This is a genomic window from Nocardia sp. NPDC003269, from assembly GCF_042888005.1.
Taxonomy (GTDB): Bacteria; Actinomycetota; Actinomycetes; order Mycobacteriales; family Mycobacteriaceae; genus Nocardia.
In genome coordinates this window covers 1,560,604-1,580,820 of the sequence record NZ_JBIAPA010000002.1, presented here as the reverse complement: position 1 = coordinate 1,580,820, position 20,217 = coordinate 1,560,604, and the positions used below count along the sequence as shown (strand labels likewise).

16 protein-coding genes are annotated in these 20,217 nt (G+C 71.5%); 13 read left to right on the top strand and 3 right to left on the bottom strand.

The window, feature by feature from the left end:
* The first annotated feature begins 31 nt into the window (after positions 1 to 31).
* Together ACFYWJ_RS17705 and ACFYWJ_RS17700 are read left to right on the top strand one after the other, a co-directional pair.
* On the top strand, positions 32 to 1,192 hold the full coding sequence (locus tag ACFYWJ_RS17705) for an FAD-dependent monooxygenase (RefSeq protein WP_355275857.1): 1,161 nt from the start codon (positions 32 to 34) through the stop codon (positions 1,190 to 1,192).
* Between the two features lie 158 nt (positions 1,193 to 1,350).
* Complete coding sequence (locus ACFYWJ_RS17700) at positions 1,351 to 1,863, top strand: L,D-transpeptidase (protein WP_355275859.1); 513 nt, start codon at positions 1,351 to 1,353, stop codon at positions 1,861 to 1,863.
* A gap of 46 nt (positions 1,864 to 1,909) precedes the next feature.
* On the opposite strand, the gene ACFYWJ_RS17695 is transcribed toward ACFYWJ_RS17700, so the two are convergent.
* Positions 1,910 to 2,800 carry a MerR family transcriptional regulator gene (locus ACFYWJ_RS17695; RefSeq protein WP_355275861.1) on the bottom strand — a complete coding sequence of 297 codons (891 nt, stop codon included), beginning with the start codon at positions 2,798 to 2,800 and terminating at the stop codon, positions 1,910 to 1,912.
* Between the two features lie 67 nt (positions 2,801 to 2,867).
* Between ACFYWJ_RS17695 and ACFYWJ_RS17690 the strand changes: the two genes are divergently transcribed.
* Complete coding sequence (locus ACFYWJ_RS17690; protein ID WP_355275863.1) at positions 2,868 to 3,476, top strand: maleylpyruvate isomerase family mycothiol-dependent enzyme; 609 nt, start codon at positions 2,868 to 2,870, stop codon at positions 3,474 to 3,476.
* 99 nt (positions 3,477 to 3,575) lie between these two features.
* Here the strand turns inward: ACFYWJ_RS17690 and ACFYWJ_RS17685 are convergent, their stop codons facing one another.
* The gene (locus ACFYWJ_RS17685; RefSeq protein ID WP_355275864.1) at positions 3,576 to 5,144 is read right to left on the bottom strand and encodes an MFS transporter; all 1,569 of its coding nucleotides are present in this window, start codon (positions 5,142 to 5,144) and stop codon (positions 3,576 to 3,578) included.
* A gap of 129 nt (positions 5,145 to 5,273) precedes the next feature.
* Here ACFYWJ_RS17685 and ACFYWJ_RS17680 point away from each other — a divergent pair, with 129 nt between their 5' ends.
* The 4 genes from ACFYWJ_RS17680 (at position 5,274) to ACFYWJ_RS17665 (ending at position 13,208) form a co-directional block, all read left to right on the top strand.
* Positions 5,274 to 8,501, top strand: coding sequence for a BTAD domain-containing putative transcriptional regulator (locus ACFYWJ_RS17680; protein WP_355275866.1), 3,228 nt, complete (start codon positions 5,274 to 5,276; stop codon positions 8,499 to 8,501).
* Positions 8,502 to 8,535: 34 nt separating this feature from the next.
* Complete coding sequence (locus ACFYWJ_RS17675) at positions 8,536 to 9,054, top strand: pyridoxamine 5'-phosphate oxidase family protein (protein ID WP_355275868.1); 519 nt, start codon at positions 8,536 to 8,538, stop codon at positions 9,052 to 9,054.
* Between the two features lie 1,716 nt (positions 9,055 to 10,770).
* A complete protein-coding gene (locus tag ACFYWJ_RS17670; RefSeq protein ID WP_355275870.1) occupies positions 10,771 to 11,796 on the top strand; it encodes an alpha/beta hydrolase family protein in 1,026 nt (341 codons plus the stop codon).
* Positions 11,793 to 13,208 carry a wax ester/triacylglycerol synthase domain-containing protein gene (locus tag ACFYWJ_RS17665; protein WP_355275872.1) on the top strand — a complete coding sequence of 472 codons (1,416 nt, stop codon included), beginning with the start codon at positions 11,793 to 11,795 and terminating at the stop codon, positions 13,206 to 13,208. The genes ACFYWJ_RS17670 and ACFYWJ_RS17665 overlap by 4 nt, the downstream gene beginning before the upstream one ends.
* Here ACFYWJ_RS17665 and ACFYWJ_RS17660 read toward each other — a convergent pair.
* Positions 13,205 to 13,912 (bottom strand): hypothetical protein, encoded by a 708-nt coding sequence (locus ACFYWJ_RS17660; protein WP_355275874.1) that lies wholly within the window; start codon positions 13,910 to 13,912, stop codon positions 13,205 to 13,207. The two genes, ACFYWJ_RS17665 and ACFYWJ_RS17660, sit on opposite strands and share 4 nt — an antisense overlap.
* A 168-nt stretch (positions 13,913 to 14,080) precedes the next feature.
* On the opposite strand from ACFYWJ_RS17660, the gene ACFYWJ_RS17655 reads away from it, so the two are divergent.
* From ACFYWJ_RS17655 to ACFYWJ_RS17630, 6 genes are all read left to right on the top strand, one after another.
* Complete coding sequence (locus tag ACFYWJ_RS17655; RefSeq protein ID WP_355275876.1) at positions 14,081 to 15,070, top strand: iron ABC transporter permease; 990 nt, start codon at positions 14,081 to 14,083, stop codon at positions 15,068 to 15,070.
* Positions 15,067 to 16,182, top strand: coding sequence for an iron chelate uptake ABC transporter family permease subunit (locus ACFYWJ_RS17650; protein WP_355275878.1), 1,116 nt, complete (start codon positions 15,067 to 15,069; stop codon positions 16,180 to 16,182). The genes ACFYWJ_RS17655 and ACFYWJ_RS17650 overlap by 4 nt, the downstream gene beginning before the upstream one ends.
* The gene (locus ACFYWJ_RS17645) at positions 16,182 to 17,006 is read left to right on the top strand and encodes an ABC transporter ATP-binding protein (RefSeq protein ID WP_355275880.1); all 825 of its coding nucleotides are present in this window, start codon (positions 16,182 to 16,184) and stop codon (positions 17,004 to 17,006) included. Before ACFYWJ_RS17650 ends, ACFYWJ_RS17645 begins: the two co-directional genes overlap by 1 nt.
* A 71-nt stretch (positions 17,007 to 17,077) precedes the next feature.
* Positions 17,078 to 17,458, top strand: coding sequence for a BlaI/MecI/CopY family transcriptional regulator (locus ACFYWJ_RS17640; RefSeq protein WP_019047691.1), 381 nt, complete (start codon positions 17,078 to 17,080; stop codon positions 17,456 to 17,458).
* A 64-nt stretch (positions 17,459 to 17,522) separates the two neighbouring features.
* Entirely contained in the window at positions 17,523 to 18,461 is a 939-nt protein-coding gene (locus ACFYWJ_RS17635; protein WP_355275882.1) for a M56 family metallopeptidase, read from the top strand.
* Between the two features lie 255 nt (positions 18,462 to 18,716).
* Positions 18,717 to 20,192, top strand: coding sequence for a DEAD/DEAH box helicase (locus tag ACFYWJ_RS17630; RefSeq protein ID WP_387162476.1), 1,476 nt, complete (start codon positions 18,717 to 18,719; stop codon positions 20,190 to 20,192).
* Positions 20,193 to 20,217 lie beyond the last annotated feature (25 nt).

The following is a 20,217-nucleotide window of genomic DNA, read 5'->3' as shown; positions in this document are numbered from 1 at the left end:
CCACAGGTCAGTTCCCACGAGGAGAGTCGCCATGCCGACCAGTCCACGCATTCTCGTTTCCGGTGCCGGTATCGCCGGTCCCACCCTCGCCTGGTGGCTCGCCCGGCACGGCGTCACGCCCACCGTCGTCGAGCTCGCCCCCGCGCCGCGTCCCGGCGGCAACGGTGTCGACCTGCGCGGTGCCGCCGTGCGCATCGCCGACGCCATGGGCGTGCTGCCCGCGGTGCGCGAGCTCGCCACCGACATCCGGCAGCTCACCTTCGTCGACGCCGACGGCAGGCGGGTCGCGGGCATGCCGACCAGCACGTTCAACGGCCCCGACGACCTCGAGGTGATGCGCGGCGACCTCGCCCGCGTCCTCTACGAGGCCACCGCCGACGACGCCGACTACCGGTTCGGCGACGCCGTCGCCTCGATCACCCAGGACGAGGCGTCCGTCCAGGTCGAGTTCACGAACGGGACCAGCGCGAAGTTCGACCTGGTCATCGGCGCGGACGGACTGCACTCGCGGGTGCGCGAGCTCGCGGTGCGCCCGGAATCGGAGGCCGCCTATCCCCTGGGCCTGTGCTTCGCCACCGCCGCCGTCGACCCGGACTTCGGCACCGCGCGGGAGGTGACGCTGCACAACGCACCGGGCCGGGTCGCCGGGGTCTACCGGTCCGGCAGGCACGCGAGCGCCCAGGCGTTCTTCGCCTTCCGCGCCCCGCGCGAGCTCGCCGTGCCCCGGGACCAGCAGGCGCAGAAGGAGCTGTTGCGCAGCCACTTCGACACCGATGCCTGGCGGGTCGGCGCCCTGGTCGACGCGGCGACCGCCGATCCGGGCTTCTACCTCGACGCGATCACCCAGATCCGGATGCCCGGCTGGTCGCGCGGGCGGGTCGGCCTGGTCGGCGACGCCGGCTACTGCGCGACGCTGCTGTCCGGCGCGGGCGCGTCACTGGCCGTCGAGGGCGCGCACCGGCTGGCCACCGAGCTCGCCGTCGGCGACGGGCATCGGGCCGCGTTCGCCCGCTACGAGCGGGGCTTGCGGGCCACCGTGCGCGCCCGTCAGCGGTCGGTCGGGGCGAGTCGCGCGATGCTGATCCCCGGCTCGCGCACCGGCGTCCGGCTGCGCGATCAGTTCACCCGGCTGATGGTGTTGCCGCCGTTGGCCGCCCGGGTGTTCCGGCCGGAGCGCGCGCGGGCCGCGTGACGGCGCGCCGGAGACGGCCGCCTGGGCTTGCTCAACACGATCGCAATACTCCATGATCACACGTACCTCTATGTTTCCGAGGCTTGTGTCGATGTTGAAAGCTCATGTTCTGGGCGCACGACGGCCAGGGGTGGGCGCGGCGAGAGAGGCAAGATTTCGTGAGTAGTAGTCGTATCCCCCGCTGGGCCGCGCAGGCGGCCCTGTGCGCGGCCGTCGCCGGAGCCGCCGTCGCGGCGCCGGTGCAGGCCGAGCCGCTGTGGCCCGGCGGTCCCGATGTCCCCGGTGTTCCGGCGATCATTCCCGCGCCGCCGCCGGAGCCGGTGGTCGCGCCGTGCAGCGAGAAGGCGCGCGCCTGCCTGCAGCTGTCCACCAACAACGCCTGGCTGATGGACAACGGCAAGGTGACCTTCGGGCCGAGCCCGATGTCGCACGGCCGTCCCGGCTACGAGACCCCGCCCGGGGTCTTCAAGGTGGCGTTCAAGAAGCCGTTCCACTGGAGCACCCTGCACAACGCGCCGATGGAGTACGCGGTCTTCTTCAACGGCGACATCGCCTATCACATCGGGCCCACCGAGGAGCAGTCGCACGGCTGCATCCGGCTGACGCCCGAAGGCGCGAAGGCGCACTACGAGTGGCTGGAACCGGGCGACATCGTCGAAGTGGTTCCCTGAGCCGTCGTGACCCGAAGGGGAGGCCGGATCATCGGCCTCCCCTTTGTCATGCCATGGCGACGGTGAGCGCGTCGAAGAGCCAGAGGTGGGCCGCGCCGGAGGTCACCGTGTCGCCGGCGAGGGTGGCGGTGAGCTGCCAGTACCGGCGGACGTCGGCGGTGTCGGCGGTGTCGGCCAGCAGCCGGCGCCGGAAGGCCGGGGTGTCGGCCAGGCCGCGCGCGCCCGCGTGGATGTCGACGTAGTGATCGAGTTCGGCGCCGGGCGCGGGCGCGCGGCCCGCGGCGACCGCCGGTGCCGCGGTCAGGCAGGCGTCGGCCACGTCGAGGAGCAGGCGGCGCTCGTCGCGGACGCCCGGGGTGCCGCGATGGCGGATGGTGTCCGACATCGCCGCCGACAATGCCGGATTCGTCACGAGCGCAACGAGTTCCGCGTAGGCGAGCAGGTGCTCGGGTGGGGCGGCGGGAGTGGGTTCGGGGACGTTCATGTCGAGGAAGTCCTCGATCAGCGGGCGCGGCAGCGGTGCCAGCTGACGGCGCCAGAAGGTGCCGAGGGCAGTCCGTGCCGCCGTCGGATCCGCCACGGCTGCAAGCAGATCCAGCGCCGCGGGGGCGGCGTGCTCGACGGCGGCGAGAAGCGCGCGACGGTGGCTCAACGCCGCGAACTCGGCGTCGACGGCGGCACGTTCGGTGGCGATCACCTCCGCGATCGACCGGGTGCCCGAGAGAACGTCGGCGATGGCGGTCAGCCCGATGCCGAAGGTGCGCAACCGGCGCAGCAGTCGCAGGCGATCGACCGCGGCCCGGTCGAACACCCGATGCCCGGCCGCGGTGCGGCGCACCTCGAGCAGGCCCTCGTCGCAGTAGAACCGGATCGTGCGGACCGCGACGCCGGTCCGGGTCGCGAGTTCGCCGATCGTCATCGGTGTGCTGTCGGTCACAGTCACTGGCACCTCCACCTCGGTGGAGTTCCTACGGTACCGACGACACCCCAGCGAAGGAGGACCCATGACCACCCGAACTTCCCGTACCGACGACGCGATCTGGGCGGCGGTCGCCGTCGAACGCGCCACCCTCGCCGACCTGCTGGCCGACCTGCCCGAATCCGCATGGGACACCCCCTCGTTGTGCACGGGCTGGCGGATCCGAGATGTGGTGGCGCACCTCGTGCTGACCACCCGGGTGACGATCGGCTCGCTCGTGGTGAACCTGATCCGGGCCCGCGGGAATCTCGACCGGCTCATCCACGACACCGCCGTCCGCCTCGCCGACCGGATGTCGACCGCCGAACTGCTCGACGCGCTGCGGGCCACCGTCGACTCCCGGGTCACCCCGATCGGGACGACACCGACCGACCGGCTGATGGATCTGCTGGTGCACGGGCAGGACATCGCGGTCCCCCTCGGCGTCGACCGCGTGATGCCGACCGCGGCGGCACAGTGGTCCCTGGAACGCGTGTGGGCGATGGGCACCCCGTTCCACGCGCGCACCCGCCTGGCCGGATACGCCCTCACCGCAACGGATACCGGGTGGCACACGGGCACCGGCACACCGGTCACCGGGACTGCCGCCGAGCTGCTGATGATCGTCACCGGCCGGACATCACCGGATCACTGACGACGCGGCGATCCGCGGTACCGAACTACTCGGCACCGCGGATCGTTGGGTGTGGTGGCATGGTGGGCCGACGGTCGGCTCGACCACGAACGGGCCCGGCTACACCGCCACCACGTCCCGGTTGCTCGCGGCAGGATCATCCTCCACCGCACCAGAATCCGGCACGGACGTGGCACCTGCCGGGATCCGCCGCAGCAGCGCGACGGCCAGGACCGCACCGGCGGCAGATAACACGGCCGCGGTCCACGCGGCGGCGTTGAGGCCGTGGGTGAACGCCTCGCGCGCGGCGGCGACGACCGACTCGGCGACATCGGCGGGCAGGGAGTCGGCCGAACTCAGTGCCCCGGGCAGGGTTTCCGCGGCCTCACCCGTCGACTCCGACATCCCGGCGCGGTACACCGCGGCACCGACACTGCCGAGCAGTGCCACACCGAGCGCGACGCCCAGGTCGCTGGCCGTGCTGTTCACCGCCGAGGCGGCACCCGCCTTCTCCGCCGGGGCGGCGCCGATGACCAGGCCGGGGATCAGCGCCATGGCCGGGGCGATACCCGGGTACAGGACGTAGAAGCCGACGATGAGCAACGGCAGACCGGCGACGCTCTCGACCTGGGTCAGCACCAGGTAGCCGACCGTCGACACCGCCAGACCCGCGGCGATCAGGAACGCGGGCCGGACCCGACGGGCGAGCGCGGGAGTGACCGTGGAGACGATCACCAGGCCGATCGCGGCGGGCAGGATCCACAGCCCGGCCGCCAGCGGCGACTGGGCGGCGACCAGCTGCAGATACTGCGTGAACAGCAGGTACACCCCACCCAGGGCGATGGCCGCGAGCATGTACACGCCCAGCGATCCGCTGAAGGTCCGGTCGGCGAACAGCCGCACGTCGAGCAGCGGGTCGTCCAGGCGCAGCTGCCTGCGGACGAAGACCACCGCGAACAGCACCCCGGCGAGCAGGGTCGGCACCGACGTGACGGTGGGTCCGGCCTCGGCGAGCTTCTTCACGCCGTAGACGAACGGCAGCAGCGCGGCCAGCGACAGCGCGACGCTGATCGGATCGAGCCTGCCCGCCGCGGGCGCCCGGTACTCGGGCACCAGCACCGGCACCGCGAGCACGACCAGCAGCATCACCGGCACGCCGATCAGCATGGACGCGCCCCACCACAGCGAGGCCAGCATCAGTCCGCCGAGCAGCGGGCCGAGCGCCACCCCGGCCGACACCGACGCCGCCCACAGACCGATGGCGGTGGCGCGCTGGCGATCGTCGCGGAACATGGTGGTGATCAGCGACAGGGTCGCGGGCATGACGGCGGCCGCGCCCAGCCCCATCAGCGCCCGCGACGCGATGAGCAGTTCGGGACCGGGCGCGAAGGCCGCGAGCACCGAGGCGACGCCGAACAGCGCGGCGCCGGCCAGCAGCAGCCTGCGGCGGCCGAGCCGGTCACCCAGCGTGCCCATGGTGACCAGGAACCCGGCCATCACGAAGCCGTAGATGTCGTTGATCCACAACAGCTGTCCGCTGCTCGGTGCCAGATCGGCGGCGATATAGGGGGTGGCCAGGAACAGGACGGTCATGGTGAGGAACAGCAGCACCGTCGGCAGGAGCAGGACCGCAAGTCCCAGCCACTGGCGGGTGCCTGCCCGCTCGGGGATTTCGGTGAACGCGGACATCAGGAGGATTCCCTTCGAGGAGGAGGCGAACGAGACCCACCGTGCCGAGCGGCCCTTCGGGAACCCTTCGGATCGACTCCGGATCGCCTCGAGGACGCCGCGTCCGCCCCGCCGTTTAGGGTGGGTGACATGCGTTTCGGGGTGCTCGGGCCGGTGACGGTGTGGACCGACGACGGGCAGCCGGTCCGGGTGCCCGAGCTCAAAGTGCGGGTCCTGCTGGCCGCACTGCTGGTGGAGCCGGGCCGGATCGTGCCCGCCGACCGGCTCGTCGAGGACCTGTGGGGCGGCGCGGCACTGCCCACCCATCCGGCGGGGTCGTTGCAGACCCGCGCGTCCCAGCTGCGGCGGGTGCTCGGCGACGCCGAGGACGGCGGCCGCGACCTGCTGGTCTCGCGCTCCCCCGGCTATCTCCTCGACGTTCCCCCCGGCGCGGTCGACGCGCAGGTGTTCCAGGACCTGCTGCGCCGGGCGCGCGCCGCCGACGACGCCACCCGCGCGACCCTGCTGGCCGAGGCGCTGGCGCTGTGGCGCGGCCCCGCCCTGGCCGACCTCGCCGACCACGACTTCGCCCGGATCCCGGTGCTACGCCTCGAGGAACAGCGCCTGACCGCGACCGAGGACTACGCGCGAGCCAGGATCGCGCTCGGTGAGCACGAGCAGGTGGCCGACGAACTGGGCGCGCTCACCGAGGAACATCCGCTGCGGGAACGGCTGCGGGCCGCGCACATGCTCGCGCTGTACCGCTCGGGCCGCCACGGCGAGGCCCTGGACTCGTACCGGCGCCTGCGCGAGCACCTCGCCGAGGACCTCGGCCTGGATCCCAGTCCCGAGCTCACCGCGCTGCATCGTGCTGTGCTGGAACAGGATCCGGCGCTCGGCGCGCCGACCCGGCCGCCGCGGGCGACCCCGGTCACGCCCCGGCCCACGCTGCCGGTTCCCGCCACCGCGTTGATCGGGCGTGCGGACGATCGCGCCGGGATCGAGGCCCTGCTCCGGGCCGAACGACTCGTGACGCTCACCGGTCCGGGCGGCGTCGGCAAGACCCGCCTGGCGCTGGCGGTCGGCGCCGATCATCCGGCCCGCGACGGCGTGCTGTTCGTCGAGCTGGCCGGGCTGTGCCTCGGCGCCGAGCCGGACAGCGCGCTGACCGCCCTCACCGAGGTGGTCGCCGCGGCCTTCGAGGTGCGCGACGACTCCGCCGGGACCAGCCCGTTCCCGGTGCCCGACAACGGAACCCAGCTCGCCCGGCTCGCCGAGGCGGTGCGGGCCAAGCGGGCACTGCTGGTGCTGGACAACGGCGAGCACGTCGCCGACGCCGCCGCGGCACTGGTCGCGCGGCTGCTCGGCGCGGCCCCCGACCTGCGGGTGCTGGTGACCAGTCAGGTCCCGCTGAACATCGCGGGCGAGCACCTGTGGCCGGTCGCGCCGCTGCCGGTGCCCGCCGCGGAGGGAACCACGGTTGAGATCGAGAAGTCGCCTGCTGTCAGGCTTTTCACCGATCGGGCCCGCGCCACCACCCCCGGTTTCGCTGTCACCGACGCCAATGCCGCCGCGGTCGCGACCATCGTCGGCCATCTCGACGGCCTGCCGCTGGCGCTGGAGCTGGCGGCGACCCGGGTCCGCGCGCTGGGCGTGCACACCCTGGCCGAGCGGCTCGAGGACCGGTTCACGCTGCTCTCCGCCGGGTACCGGGATGCCCCCGATCGGCAGCGCACGCTGCGCGCGGTGATCGACTGGAGCTGGGAACTGCTCGACGAGCCCGAACGCGCGGTGCTGCGCAGGCTCGCGGCCCACGCCGACGGCGCCACCCTGGAATCGGCCGAGACCGTCTGCGCGGGTGGCGATGTCGACGGCGTCGACGTCGCGGAACTGCTCGCCCGCCTGGTCGACCGCTCGCTGGTCATCGCGCCCGCCGCCGACGCCAGGCCCCGCTACCGGCTGCTGAAGTCGGTCGCCGCCTACGGCGTCGACCGCCTGCGCGACAGCGGCGAGGAGACCGAGACCCGCCTGCGTCATCTCGCCTACTACCGCGCGCTGGCCGAACGCGCCGACGCGCACCTGCGCACCGGCGACCAGCGGCGGTGGCTGGCCCGGCTCGACGCCGAATCGGCCGACCTGCGCCGCGCGCTCGAGACCGCCAGGGCCGCAGGCAGATCCGACGACGCGCTCGGTCTGGTGAACGCGCTGGCCTGGTATTGGGTGCTGCGCGGGCGGCTCGCGGAGGGCATCCGGTCGATCGGCATCGCGCTGGCGATGCCGGGCGAACCCGGTTCGGCCGCACGGCGGATCGCGCTGCTGTGGCGCGGCGCGCTCGAGCTCGGGCGCGGCCGCACCGTCGAGACGCTGCCCGCCCTTGGCGAGCGGCCCGCGCCCGCGGAACTGCGGGCCCGCTGGTATCTCGCGCACGTGCACACCGGGTTCGCCGCGCACCACGACATGGACAGCGCCGCCGCGCTGCGCACCGCCTTCGCCGACGCCGGTCAGGACTGGGGTGTCGCGGCGGCCTCGGCGTCGCTGGCCAGGGACGCGTTCGCTCGCGGTGAGCTGACCGAGATGCGCGCGCACGCCGAACGCAGCCGGGATCTGTTCACGCGGGTCGGCGACCGCTGGGGCCAGGGCATCGCGGGCTTCCTGCTCGGCAATCACGCCGAGGTCGTCGGCGATCTCGACACCGCGCGCACCGAGCACCGGGCCGCGCTGACGACCGCCGAGGAGCTCGGGCTGTGGACCGAGGTGGGCGAGCGGCTCACCTCCCTGGGCCGGATCGCGCTGCTGCGCGGGGACTTCGAGCACAGTGCCGAACTGCACGAACGTGCGCGCCGGCTCGCCGTCGACCAGGGGCATCTGGTCGGGGAGGAATCCGCGGAACTCGGACTCGGCCTGGTCGCGCGGCGCCGCGGCGATCTCGCCGCCGCCCGCACGCACCTCGGCGCCTGGCTGGATTGGCATCTGCGCGCGGGCTCCCAGTTCGGCGCGGCACTGATCCTCGCCGAACTGGGCTTCACCGCCGAACTCGCGGGCGACGCCGCCGAGGCCGAACAGCTGCACCGGCGCGGCCTGGACGCGGCGCTGCGCACCGGCGATCCCCGCGCCCACGCGCTCGCTCTGGAGGGACTGGCCGGCGCCCGCGCGCTGGCGGGCGACGCCGAGCAGGCCGCTCAGCTACTCGGCGCGGCCGACGCCCTGCGCCGCGCCACCGGAGCGCCCCTGCCCGAGGCCGAACGGGGCGATGTCGACCGGATCGCGGCGCGCGTCCGCGCCGAGCTGGGCGCCGACGGACTGGCGGCCGCGGTCGCCCACGGCCGGACCGCCGACCCGGCGACCCTCGTCGAGGGAGCGACCTCGAGCCGATCCTGAGTCCGTCCGAAGTCCGCCCGGCCACGGTGGACCCATGAGTACCAACAGTCGCACCAGGTCGACAGTCCAGAGCTTCGCCGATATCAAGGCCGATTTCGACGCCATCGTCGGCTCGATCAACTACGCCACGATGACCACCGTCGACGCCGCCGGGCGCCCCCGGTCCCGGGTGCTGATCCCGGTCTGGGAAACCGGCGGCGAGGTGCCGACCGGGTGGCTCGGGACCTATCGCACGCCGGTGAAAGCCGCGCATATCGCGGGGAATCCGCATGTGACGTTCTCGTATTGGAGTCCGGCGCAGAACACCGTCGCCGTGGATACCGTCGCCGGCTGGACCGACGATCCGGACGAGCGCGCGCACGTGTGGGACCTGTACCGGCACGGGAGCCCGCCCGGCGTCGGCTATGACCCCGGCCAGTTCTGGCAGGGCCCGGACGACCCGGCGTTCCAGGTGCTCCGCCTGTCGCCGTGGCGGATTCAGGTGCTGCGTGGCCGCGATCTGGTCAGCGGGATTCCGGCCCGCATCTGGCGCGGTCCGCTCCAGGGGGATTGACGGCACCGACGGCGAACGCGGCCGTTCGCCGTCGGATCTGACGGGACTGGACGTCGGTACAGGTCACGGCGCGATCCGTTGTGACGGACACCAACACTCCCCGGTAGTTCCACCAGGAAGGATGTGGGGTCGAATTTCGCGAATCGGGCGATTTCCTTGCCGAGGGAAATGAGCGGGGCTACGTTAACCCACATCACAGCAGAGGAGATCTGATTGTGATCCACATCCCGGCCGACGGGTCCTCCATTTTCCGGCGGGATGCTCATCAATCATGCAAGGAGATTCACCATGGGTTCGCTGACCGAGATAATGATGGCCGCCATTGCGGGATTGGGTTCCATGGTCGAGGGTGATGGGCTCCTGGCGGTCTTCCTCGGCTCCGTCGAGGCATTCTTCCCGTAAAACGACCTCGCCCCGACACCCCCGTCCGGCTCACTGACGAGTCCGGCATCCATTTCACCGAAGGAAAATACACATGGGATCTCTCTACGAATTGATGCAGACCGGCGCGGGCAGCCTGAGCGACGCTGTTCTGCCTTTCATCCAGGCCCTGATCACCGTCAGCGGCGGCACGCCGACACCGGGTAAGTAACACTCGACTCGACAGCGCGGGGGCGGACCGTTCACGGTCCGCCCCCGCGACTCATATATAGCGAAACAGAATGATCGACCATCACTGTGCGGTGCGAAATAGGAGGACTCCCAGACCTGGCCGAACCCCCGAAAAGTGGGGTCTGGCGAACAAGGCGACGCGCGCGGACACCGCACAGCAGCCCACCTCCTCCGCCATGAACACCTCGCAGCCATCGACCCCCAGACGGCGGGCACCGTCACCCCGAGCGACATCGCCATCCGCCCAAGCCTCGGCACAGTCGCAGATCAGATGCATCAGATACGCGAATCCATCCCCCTTGACGGACTCGTCGCGAACAGTTGCGTTCGCGACAATTCCGGCCGTCGCTGTACCAGACACTCGCCGTAACCACAGGTCACAGGTACACCCGGCAGCTCTCGCGGCAATCGCCGAGCAGCTTCCAGAAGGAAAGAAAAAAATGAACGAATCAGAGTGAGTGAAACATCGGGTTGCCACACTTCTGACGCAGCGCTACGTTACCGGCATCATATCGACCACCGATCGTGATGACCGCCCGCGGAGAGGGGACCACCCTATTTCCGGGGGCATGACAACAGCGCAAGGAGATACTTCATGGGCTCGTTCGATGAGCTGCTACTCGGCGTACTGGGCGGAATGGCGTCCGCGAACCAGGGCGACCTTCTGCTCGAGACCTTCCTGGGCTCCGTCGAAGCGTTCTTCCCGTAATCCGATATCACCCGCAGGAGTAAGACATGGGTTCCCTCTACGAAATGTTCGCCACCGGCATGGCCAGTCTCGGCGACACCACCCTGCCCCTCGTCCAGGCGCTGATCTCCCTGAGCGGTGGCACGCCCATCGGCGGCTGACCCACCCCTGACCTCAGGTTTCTCGACAATCAAGCAAGGAGTTCGACCATGGGTTCGCTGACAGAGCTGATGATGGCCGCCATCGCGGGCTTGGGTTCCGCGGCCGAGGGCGACGGCCTGCTCGCCGTCTTCCTCGGTTCGGTAGAAGCCTTCTTCCCGTAGCCCGATCAACCGCCGCACCAGCGGGGGCCGGCCGTCGTCCGGCCCCCGCACCGCCCGAGAAGTCAGCAGGCCCGCATCACCATGAACAACGACATGCTCCGCGCCCTCCTGTCGGCCGCCTGTGTCGTGGCGCTCGCCGCGACACCCGTGTTCGCCGACACCGGGCAGGCCGCGGCCACCACCGGCGCCCGCCTGGTGAGCCGGACCCAGTCCGGCCAGGTCGCCGACATCAGCGTCTACTCCCCCGCCATGGACCGCACGATCGCGCTGCGCGTGCTGCGACCGGCCGACACCGCGACCCCGGCGCCGACGTTGTACCTGCTCAACGGCGCGGGCGGCGGCGAGGATTCGGCCAACTGGCCGGGGCAGACCGACGCGGGCGGGTTCTTCGCCGACAAGCACGTCAACGTCGTCATCCCGATGGAGGGCGCGTTCAGCTACTACACCGACTGGCTGCGCCCCGACGAGAAGCTCGGGAAGAACCTCGAGAACAACGGCCGCAACATGTGGACGACGTTCCTCACCCAGGAGCTGCCGCCCGTCGTCGACGCGACCTTCGGCACCACCGGCGTCAACTCGCTGGCGGGCATCTCGATGGCGGGCACCTCGGTCCTCGACCTCGCCATCCAGGCCCCCGACCTGTACCGCAGCGTGTCCGCCTACAGCGGCTGCGCGATGACCAGCGACCCGATCGGCCGTGGCTTCGTCTCGCTGGTGGTGCGGATGGGCGGCGGCGACGTGGAGAACATGTGGGGCCCGATCACCGACGCCGCCTGGCGCGAACACGACCCCTTCGTCCAGGCCCACCGCCTACCGGATATCCCGATGTACATTTCCGCCGGAACGGGTTTGCCCGGAATTCACGACACGCTGCAGAATCCGCGTGTTCATATCAACGGAAAGAATCCGACCTCCATTCTGACGAATCAAATGCTCGTCGGCGGCGGCATCGAAGCGGCGACCATGTATTGCACGGCGAATTTGGCCCAGCGCACCCAGCAGCTCGGCCGCACGAATATCACCTACAACCTCCGGCCGACCGGAACTCATTCGTGGGGCTATTGGGAAGACGACCTGCACGCGTCGTGGCCGATGATGGCGACGGCGCTGGGCCTGTGAGCGCCGAACTCCGGGTCGGCACCGAGCAGCTGCGCCCGCGCGACGCGGTGTTCGTCTACGACGAGACCGACCGGCACCTGTCGAACGTCGTCGGGGTGTACCTCGCCGACTCCGCGGGCCGGGCACCGCTGACCATCGGCGAGGTCCTGGACTGGGTGCGCGCGAGCATCGGGCACGCGGCGCTGTTCCACCGACGGCTGCACCGCGTGCCGATGGACCTGGATCTGCCGTACTGGGTGCCCGATCCGGCCCTGTCGGTGCGCGACCACGTCTCGCTGGAGCGGCCGGGGACCTGGGACGACGCGCGTGCCCGGATCGCCGAGATCACCGCCACGCGGATGGATCTGACGCGGCCACCGTGGCGCATCCATGTGCTCGACCGCGTCGACGGGGTCCCGGCGATGCCGGGCCCGACCACGATCGTGGTGCTCGCGTTCCATCACAGTGCCGGCGACGGCGTCGCCACCCGCGCGCTCGAGCAGCGGCTGTTCGGCGCCGACCCGGCGCCGGCGATCCGGCTCGACGAGCCGCGCCCACTGGTCCGGGCGATCCGCACGAGCGCCGCGCTCCCGCTGCGGCCCGCGCAGTTCGTCGGCGGATTGCGGCGCGCCCGCGCGGCGCAGGACGAACTCCGCGCGCTGGTCGACGCGGGCGCGGTGCACGAACCGGTGGCCGAACGCCCCGCGACCCGGTTCAACCGGGATATCCACGCGGAGATCACCTTTCACCTGATCGCGCTGCCGATGCCGGAGGTGCTCGCCGCGAAAGCCGCGGCGCCGCAGCGGGTCACGATCAACGACCTGATGCTGACGACGATCGCCGGCGCGCTGGCCGCCTATCTCGCCGAGCACGACGAGACGCCCGACGGCTCACTCGCCGCGATGGTGCCGATGTCGATGCGCGGTGTGGCCGGCTGGGATTCGGCGAACCAGCTCAGCCAGATGATCGTCGACCTGCACACCGACCTCGCCGATCCGCTGGCCCGGCTGGCCGCGGTGCGGCGGTCGGCGGGCTTGGCCAAGCAGCGGACCACCGACCCGGTGGTGCGGCGCGGTGACCGCCGGGTGGAGACCGCGCCCGCGCTGCTGCTGCGCGCGGCCGGATGGGCCAGGGCGCAACGGCGTTTCGACGACGCGGCGACGGTGCCGCTGTGCAACACCACCATCAGCAATGTGCCGCCGGTGACCGACAGCCTGGTCTTCTGCGGGCGGCCGATCCGCCGGGTGGTCGGCGCGCTGCCGATCCTCGACGGTGACGGCCTGCGGCACCTGATCACCTCGCAGGGTGACGACATCGTCATCGCGGTCACCACGAATCCGGCGATGATGCCGGACCCGGAGCACTACGGCGAACTCGTGCTGCGGTCGTTCCGTGAACTCGCCGCGGCGGTGCGCGCCGCGACCGGCCCCTAGCGTTGCAGGCAGCTGGTCCGGCGCACCGGCAGACCCCGGTCCTCGAGCGCGCCGAGCAGCAGCTGGCCGCGCCGGGCGCCCGCGGTGGCGTCGGTGCGGGCCAGGTCGGGCACGTAGGTCGCCGCGCCGATGACGGATTCGCCGACCAGCGACCAGAACCGGCGCGCGGGCAGGCCGGAGCAGCGGGTGAGCACGGACTGCAGCGGAATCAGCGAGGACGCGCACCGCTGGGCCAGCCAGACCGCCATCGCCGCCTCGCAGGGCAGGGCGACGGCGTCGCGCTCGTCGACTTCGGGGTCACCGGCGACGACGCGAATCGTGGTGTCGGACAATCCCGCCCAGTCGATGCCACCATCGTTGTCATGATGGATCCAGAGATTGTCCCGGCCGGGATCCCAGGCCCGGCCCGCCATCACGAACAGCGCCGTCACCCGGCCGACAACGGCGTGGATGAGCGCGGTCGCGACCACCTCGGCGGCGATGTCGTCGTTGATCATCTCGGCGGCGTGCCTGCGGTACATCAGCTCGACGCGGCCCTCGGACAGTCCGTTCGGCACATGCCACCAGCGGCGCTTTCCCTGACCGGCCATCGCCGCCACGGCATAGACCCGCGGATGTTCGGGTTGCAGCGATTGCAACCGGGCACACGCGCGATCGAACGCGGCGGTGCTGCGGGACGTGGCGGTGGTGACGGGCTCGGGCATCGAACCTCCTCGAACAGTGGGTTCCCGTGACGATGATGTCTCGGAACATAGGTTAGGCTTACCAGACTTCACAAGTCGTGTCCGGATTCGAGTCAGGAGAAGTTCGTCGCCGTGATCCACCCTGGCACCGTCAGACGTCGTCGTCTGACCGGGCTTCTTCTGCTCGTCTTGCTGCTCACCGTCGCGGTGGTGGCGAGCATCGCCATCGGTACCCGCTCGCTCGCACCGGCCACGGTGTTCGACGCCGTCACACACGCTCTCGGCTGCGACGGCGGCCCGTTCCGATGCCCGGCCCGCTCCACCGCCGAGGAAATCGTGCGTGAGCTACGTCTGCCGCGCACCGCGTTGGCCCTGGTCGCCGGGATGGCGCTGGGCATCGCGGGCGCGCTCATCCAGGGGTATACCCGGAATCCGCTCGCTGATGCCGGTTTGTTGGGACTGAATGCCGGCGCGGGATTCCTGGCCGCGCTCAGCATCTATCTGTTCGGCTTCACCGCGCCGAGCCAGTACATCTGGTTCGCCTTCGCCGGGTCCGCGATCGCGGGCATCATCGTGTTCGGGGTGTCCTCGATCGGCGGCGGCAAGGCGAGTCCGCTGAGCCTGGTGCTCGCGGGCGCGGCGGTCACCGCGTTCCTGCAGGCGATGACCAATGCCGTGATCGTGCTCGACAACGCCGCGCTCGACACCTACCGGTTCTGGGTGGTCGGCACGGTGAACGGGCGCGAAGGCGGAGTGTTCTGGCAGGTGCTGCCGTTTCTCGTGGTCGGGATGGCGATGGCGGTCGCGGCGGCGCCCAGCCTGAACCTGCTCGGCCTCGGGGACGACGTCGCCCGCGGGCTCGGCGTCGATGTCGGCCGGGCGCGGGCGTTCGGCCTGTTCGCGGTGGTGCTGCTCAGCGGCGCCGCCACCGCGGCCATCGGGCCGATCGCCTTCCTCGGGCTGGTGGTGCCGCATATCGCCCGCACGATCACCGGGCCCGACAACCGCTGGCTGATCCCCTATTCGGGACTCATCGGCGGATTGCTGCTGCTGGTCGCCGACATCGCGGGCCGGGTGGTCGCCCGGCCGGGCGAACTCCAGGTCGGCGTGATGCTCGCCGCGATCGGCGCGCCGTTCTTCATCGCGCTGGTGCGCCGCAAGAAGTTGGTGACGCTGTGAGCACACTCGAGACGGACACGCCCACCGACGCGGGCGCCGCGCTGCGCAAGGTGCGGCCCGCGCTGCGGATCGGGCCGGTGTCGCTGGTGTGGCGACCGGTGCTGCTCGGTGCCGTGCTGGCCCTCGCGGCGCTGGTCTTCGCGCTGTTCTGCCTGGATATCGCCGTCGGCGAGACCAACATCCCGCTGAGCCGGGTCCTCGACGTCCTCGGCGGCGGTGGCACCCGATCGCAGCGGTTCATCATCATCGAGTCGCGGCTGCCGCGGGCGCTGACGGCCGTGGTGGTCGGCGCTGCGCTCGGCCTGTCCGGCGCGCTCATGCAGTCGATCCTGCACAACCCGCTGGCCGGGCCCGATGTCCTCGGGATCACCACCGGTGCCAGTGTCGGCGCCGTCGCGGTGCTGGTCGGCAGCGGCGGCGCGACCACCGGACTGATCGCCACGGTCGGCGCGCCGCTGGCCGCGCTCACCGGCGGCCTGCTCACCGCGATCGTGATCTATCTGCTCGCCTGGGGTCGCGGCCGGGCCGGGGAACGCGGGGTCACCGGCTTCCGCCTGGTCCTCATCGGCATCGGCGTCAACGCGGTGCTGATGTCGGTGATCAGCTGGCTGCTCACCCGGGCCAGCCTCACCGACGCCGCGCGGGCCCAGCTGTGGCTCACCGGTTCGCTCAACGCCGCGGACCTGGCCAGGGTCGTGCCCGCGGTGCTCGCGCTGGCCGTGGTGACCGTGATCGCGCTGGTCTCGGCTCGGACGCTGGCCGCGCTGCGCCTCGGCGAGGAGTCGACCCGGGTGCTCGGCGTGCGGATCCAGGCCCAGCAGGCGCTGCTCATCGGCGCCGCGGTGGTCGCGGCGTCGGTGGCCACGGCGGCCGTCGGACCGGTCGGCTTCGTCGCGCTCGCGGCGCCGCAGATCGCCAGGATGGCACTGCGCACGCCGGGTGAACCGCTCATCGCCTCGGCGCTGACCGGCGCCGGGCTGGTCGCCGCGGCCGATATCATCTCGCGCACACTGCTTCCCGTCGAACTGCCCGTCGGCATCGTGACCGCCGCGCTCGGCGGGCCGTTCCTGCTCTACCTGCTCGTCCGCATGAACCGGAAGGCCACGCTCTGATGACCAGCCCCGCCCATCGCCTCGCCGCCGACGGCGTCTCCCTCGGCTACGGCGAGCGGGTGATCGTCGACGAGCTGAGCCTCGACATCGCGCCCGGCGTGGTCACCACGGTCATCGGGCCCAACGGCTGCGGCAAGTCGACGCTGCTCAAGTCGCTGGGCAGGCTGCTGCGCCCCCGCGACGGGCAGGTCGTGCTCGACGGCAAGGCCATCTCGACGATGAAGACCAAGGACGTCGCCCGGGTGATCGGCATGCTGCCGCAGACCCCGGTCGCCCCCGAGGGCCTCACCGTCGCGGATCTGGTCGCCCGCGGCAGGCACCCGCACCAGTCCTGGCTGCGGCAGTGGTCGGCCGACGACGAGACCGAGGTCGCCGCCGCGCTGGCCCAGACCGGCATCGCCGACCTGGCCGAGCGCACCCTCGACGAGCTCTCCGGCGGCCAGCGCCAGCGCGCCTGGATCTCGATGGCCCTGGCCCAGGGCACCGACATCCTGCTGCTCGACGAGCCGACCACCTACCTCGACCTCGCGCACTCGCTCGAGGTGCTCGATCTCGTCGACCGGCTGCACGCCGAGTACGGGCGCACCGTGGTCATGGTGCTGCACGATCTCAACCTCGCCATCCGCTACAGCGACGAGCTCGTGGTGATGTCGGCGGGGCGCATCGTGGCGCGGGGCAAGCCCGCCGACATCGTCACCGCCGAGCTGCTCGCCGAGGTGTTCGGGCTCGAGGCCACCGTCCTCACCGATCCCGTCTCCGGGCGGCCGATGATCGTCCCGATCGGCACCCGGCACGTGCACGGCGCCGACGGGTATGACGAATGACACACCAGCAAATCCCCCGTTACGACAATCTGTAGTACGCATCTTTGTCGTTGAGTCCGTAAAATTGTGGGATGGCAGGACTCGGCGAACTCGAAAAAGCGGTCATGGACCAGTTGTGGTCGGCCGACGAACCGCAGACGGTGCGGCAGGTCCACGAAGCACTGGCCGCACGGCGCGAGCTCGCGTACACGACAGTGATGACCGTGCTGCAGCGGCTGGCGAAGAAGGATCTGGTGGTGCAGCGGCGCGATGATCGCGCCCACCGATACGCACCGGTACACAGCCGCGACGAGCTCGTCGCGAGCCTGATGGTCGACGCGTTGCAGCAGGCCGACGCGGCGGGCAGCCGCGCCGCCGCGCTGGTGCACTTCGTGGAACAGGTGGGCAAGGACGAGGCCGATGCCCTCAGGGAGGCGCTCGCCAAGCTCGAATCCGACGAGAAGAGCAGCTAGACTCCCTGGCGGCTCTCACAACGACGTGAGCGCCCCTGGTCCCACAACGCAGTGAGCAGAGTCGATGAACGCAACCGCGGCAGTCTTCGCCGGTCTCGCCTTGCTTCTCGCAGGGCCGGTACCAGCGCTGCTCAGTCGCGCTACCTGGGTGCATCGATCGCCGCGCGCGGCCCTGGTGCTGTGGCAGGCCATCGCGCTGGCCGCCGTGCTCAGCGCCTTCGGTTCCGGGCTGGCCATCGCCAGCCTGCTGCTCGTCCCCGGCCCCGACGGTAGGCCGACCACCTCCCCCACCAAGGAGATCGACGCGCTCGGTCTGCCCCTGTGGACGATCTACGTGCTGGTCTTCGCGCTGACGCTGATGATCGGCGCCCGGCTCATCTTCTCCATCGTGCGCGTCGGCGTGCACACCCGTCGCCGCAGGTCCCGGCATCGCATGCTGGTCGATCTGCTGGATCAGAGCGGGCCGGTCCGTCGCGCCGCCGATATCCGCGTGCTCGCCGCGACCGAACCCATCGCCTACTGCCTGCCCGGCCTGCGGCAGCGCGTGGTGCTCAGCGAAGGCACGCTGACCAGCCTCGACGACGCCGAGGTCACCGCGATCGTCAGCCACGAACGCTCGCATCTGCGGGCCCGCCACGACCTGGTGCTCGAGGCGTTCACCGCGGTCCACGAGGCGTTCCCCCGGGTGGTCCGCAGCAAGGCCGCGCTCGGCTCGGTGAAACTGCTGATCGAACTGCTCGCCGACGACTCCGCGGTCAAGGTCACCGGCCCCAAGCCGCTGGCCCGCGCGCTGGTCGCGTGTGCGAAGTCGACCGCGCCGCAGGGCGCGCTGGCCGCGGGCGGACCGACCACGCTGATCCGCATCCAGCGGCTCGCGGGCCGCACCGGCGACGTGAGAGTCGCCACCGCCGCGTACCTCGGGTCGGCGGCCATCCTGGTCGTGCCGACGCTCGCCGTCGCGGTGCCGTGGTTGCAGGAGCTGAACCGGCTCTTCCGCGGCTGACCTGGCGATTCGCCGCTCTTTTCCGCGCCGGGACGGCTTCGGTCCCGGCCACCCGGGCGCCCGCCGGACCCCCTCGCACAATCATCGCTACAAACGGTCGTCTGACCAGCGCGTTTACCCACGTGCCACCGATCCCGCCTATCCTGGGAGATCGGTCCTTCCTGCTGGGCCGCACCCCGTGCACGCCGTCGGCGTATCCGGGTCATCGGCGCCGGTCATCTTCCAGCGCGATGCGCAGCCCAACGAAAGGCCATTTTGTCTTCCTCTTCGCGTCCCGACGCCACCTTCGCCGACCTCGGTCTGCCCGTCGCACTGGTGCAGACCCTGCGCAACGCGGGCATCGAGAAGCCCTTCCCCATCCAGGCCGCCACCATCGGCGACGCGCTCGCCGGCCGTGACGTGCTCGGCCGCGGCCCGACCGGCTCGGGCAAGACCCTCGCCTTCGGCCTGCCGATGCTGGCCCGTCTCACCGGCGCGTCCGCCAAGCCGGGCCGCCCGCGCGGCCTGGTGCTGGTCCCGACCCGCGAACTCGCCTCGCAGATCGAGCGCGCGCTCGACGAGGCCGCCCTCTCGCTCGGCCTGCGCGTGGCCTCCGTCGTCGGCGGTGCGCCGATCAAGCGCCAGGCCGACCGGCTCGCGCGCGGCGTCGACCTGCTCATCGCCACCCCCGGCCGCCTCGACGACCTGATCAAGCAGCGCGCCGCCGACCTGTCCGACGTGACGATCACCGCGCTCGACGAGGCCGACCACATGGCCGACATGGGCTTCCTGCCCCAGGTCACCCGGCTGCTCGACCGCACGCCGAAAGACGGTCAGCGCCTGCTGTTCTCGGCCACCCTCGACGGTGACGTGGACAAGCTGGTCAAGCGGTACATGCACCAGCCGGTCACCCATTCCACCGCGCCGCCGGAGGCGTCGGTGACCACCATGTCGCACCACCTGCTCTACGTGCGCGACAAGAACGTCAAGCGCTCGGTCGCCACCGAGATCGCCGCCCGCGAGGGCCTGACCATCATGTTCGTGCGCACCAAGCACGGCGCGGACCGGCTGGCCAAGCAGCTGCGCGGTGCCGGGGTCGCGGCGGGCTCGCTGCACGGCGGCAAGGCGCAGAACAACCGCACCCGCACGCTGGCGGCCTTCGCCGACGGCTCGGTGCCGGTACTGGTCACCACCGATGTCGCCGCGCGCGGCATCCACATCGACGGCGTCTCGCTGGTCGTGCACTTCGACCCGCCCGCCGAGCACAAGGCCTACCTGCACCGGGCCGGGCGCACCGCGCGCGCCGGTGAGGAGGGCGTCGTGGTCACCCTCGTCACCGACGAGGAGCGCAAGGACGTCGCCGCGATGACCCGCAAGGCCGGCGTGCAGACCGACGGCGTCGAGGTCCGCCCCGGCGACCGGAAGCTGGTGGAGATCACCGGCGCCCGCAAGCCCAGCGGCATCGCGCTGGCCGCGCCCGCCGCACCGGCCCAGGCCGCCGCGCCGAAGTCGGCGACCGGTGGCCGCTCGCGCCGTCCCCGCTCCGGTGGCGCACCGGCGGGCGAGGCAGCGCAGGGCCACAGCCGCGGCGCGGGCGCGCCGCGCCGGGAGCGTCCGGCGGGCGAGTCGCGCAGCCGCAAGCCCGCGGGCACCGGCGGACACGCCCGCAGCGGCGACACGCCGACGAATTCGCGTCGTCGAGCCGCGCGTCCGGCGGCTCCGGCCACCCGCCGCAACCGCACGGCAAACTGAATCACCGCGTGGCCGAACCGATTAC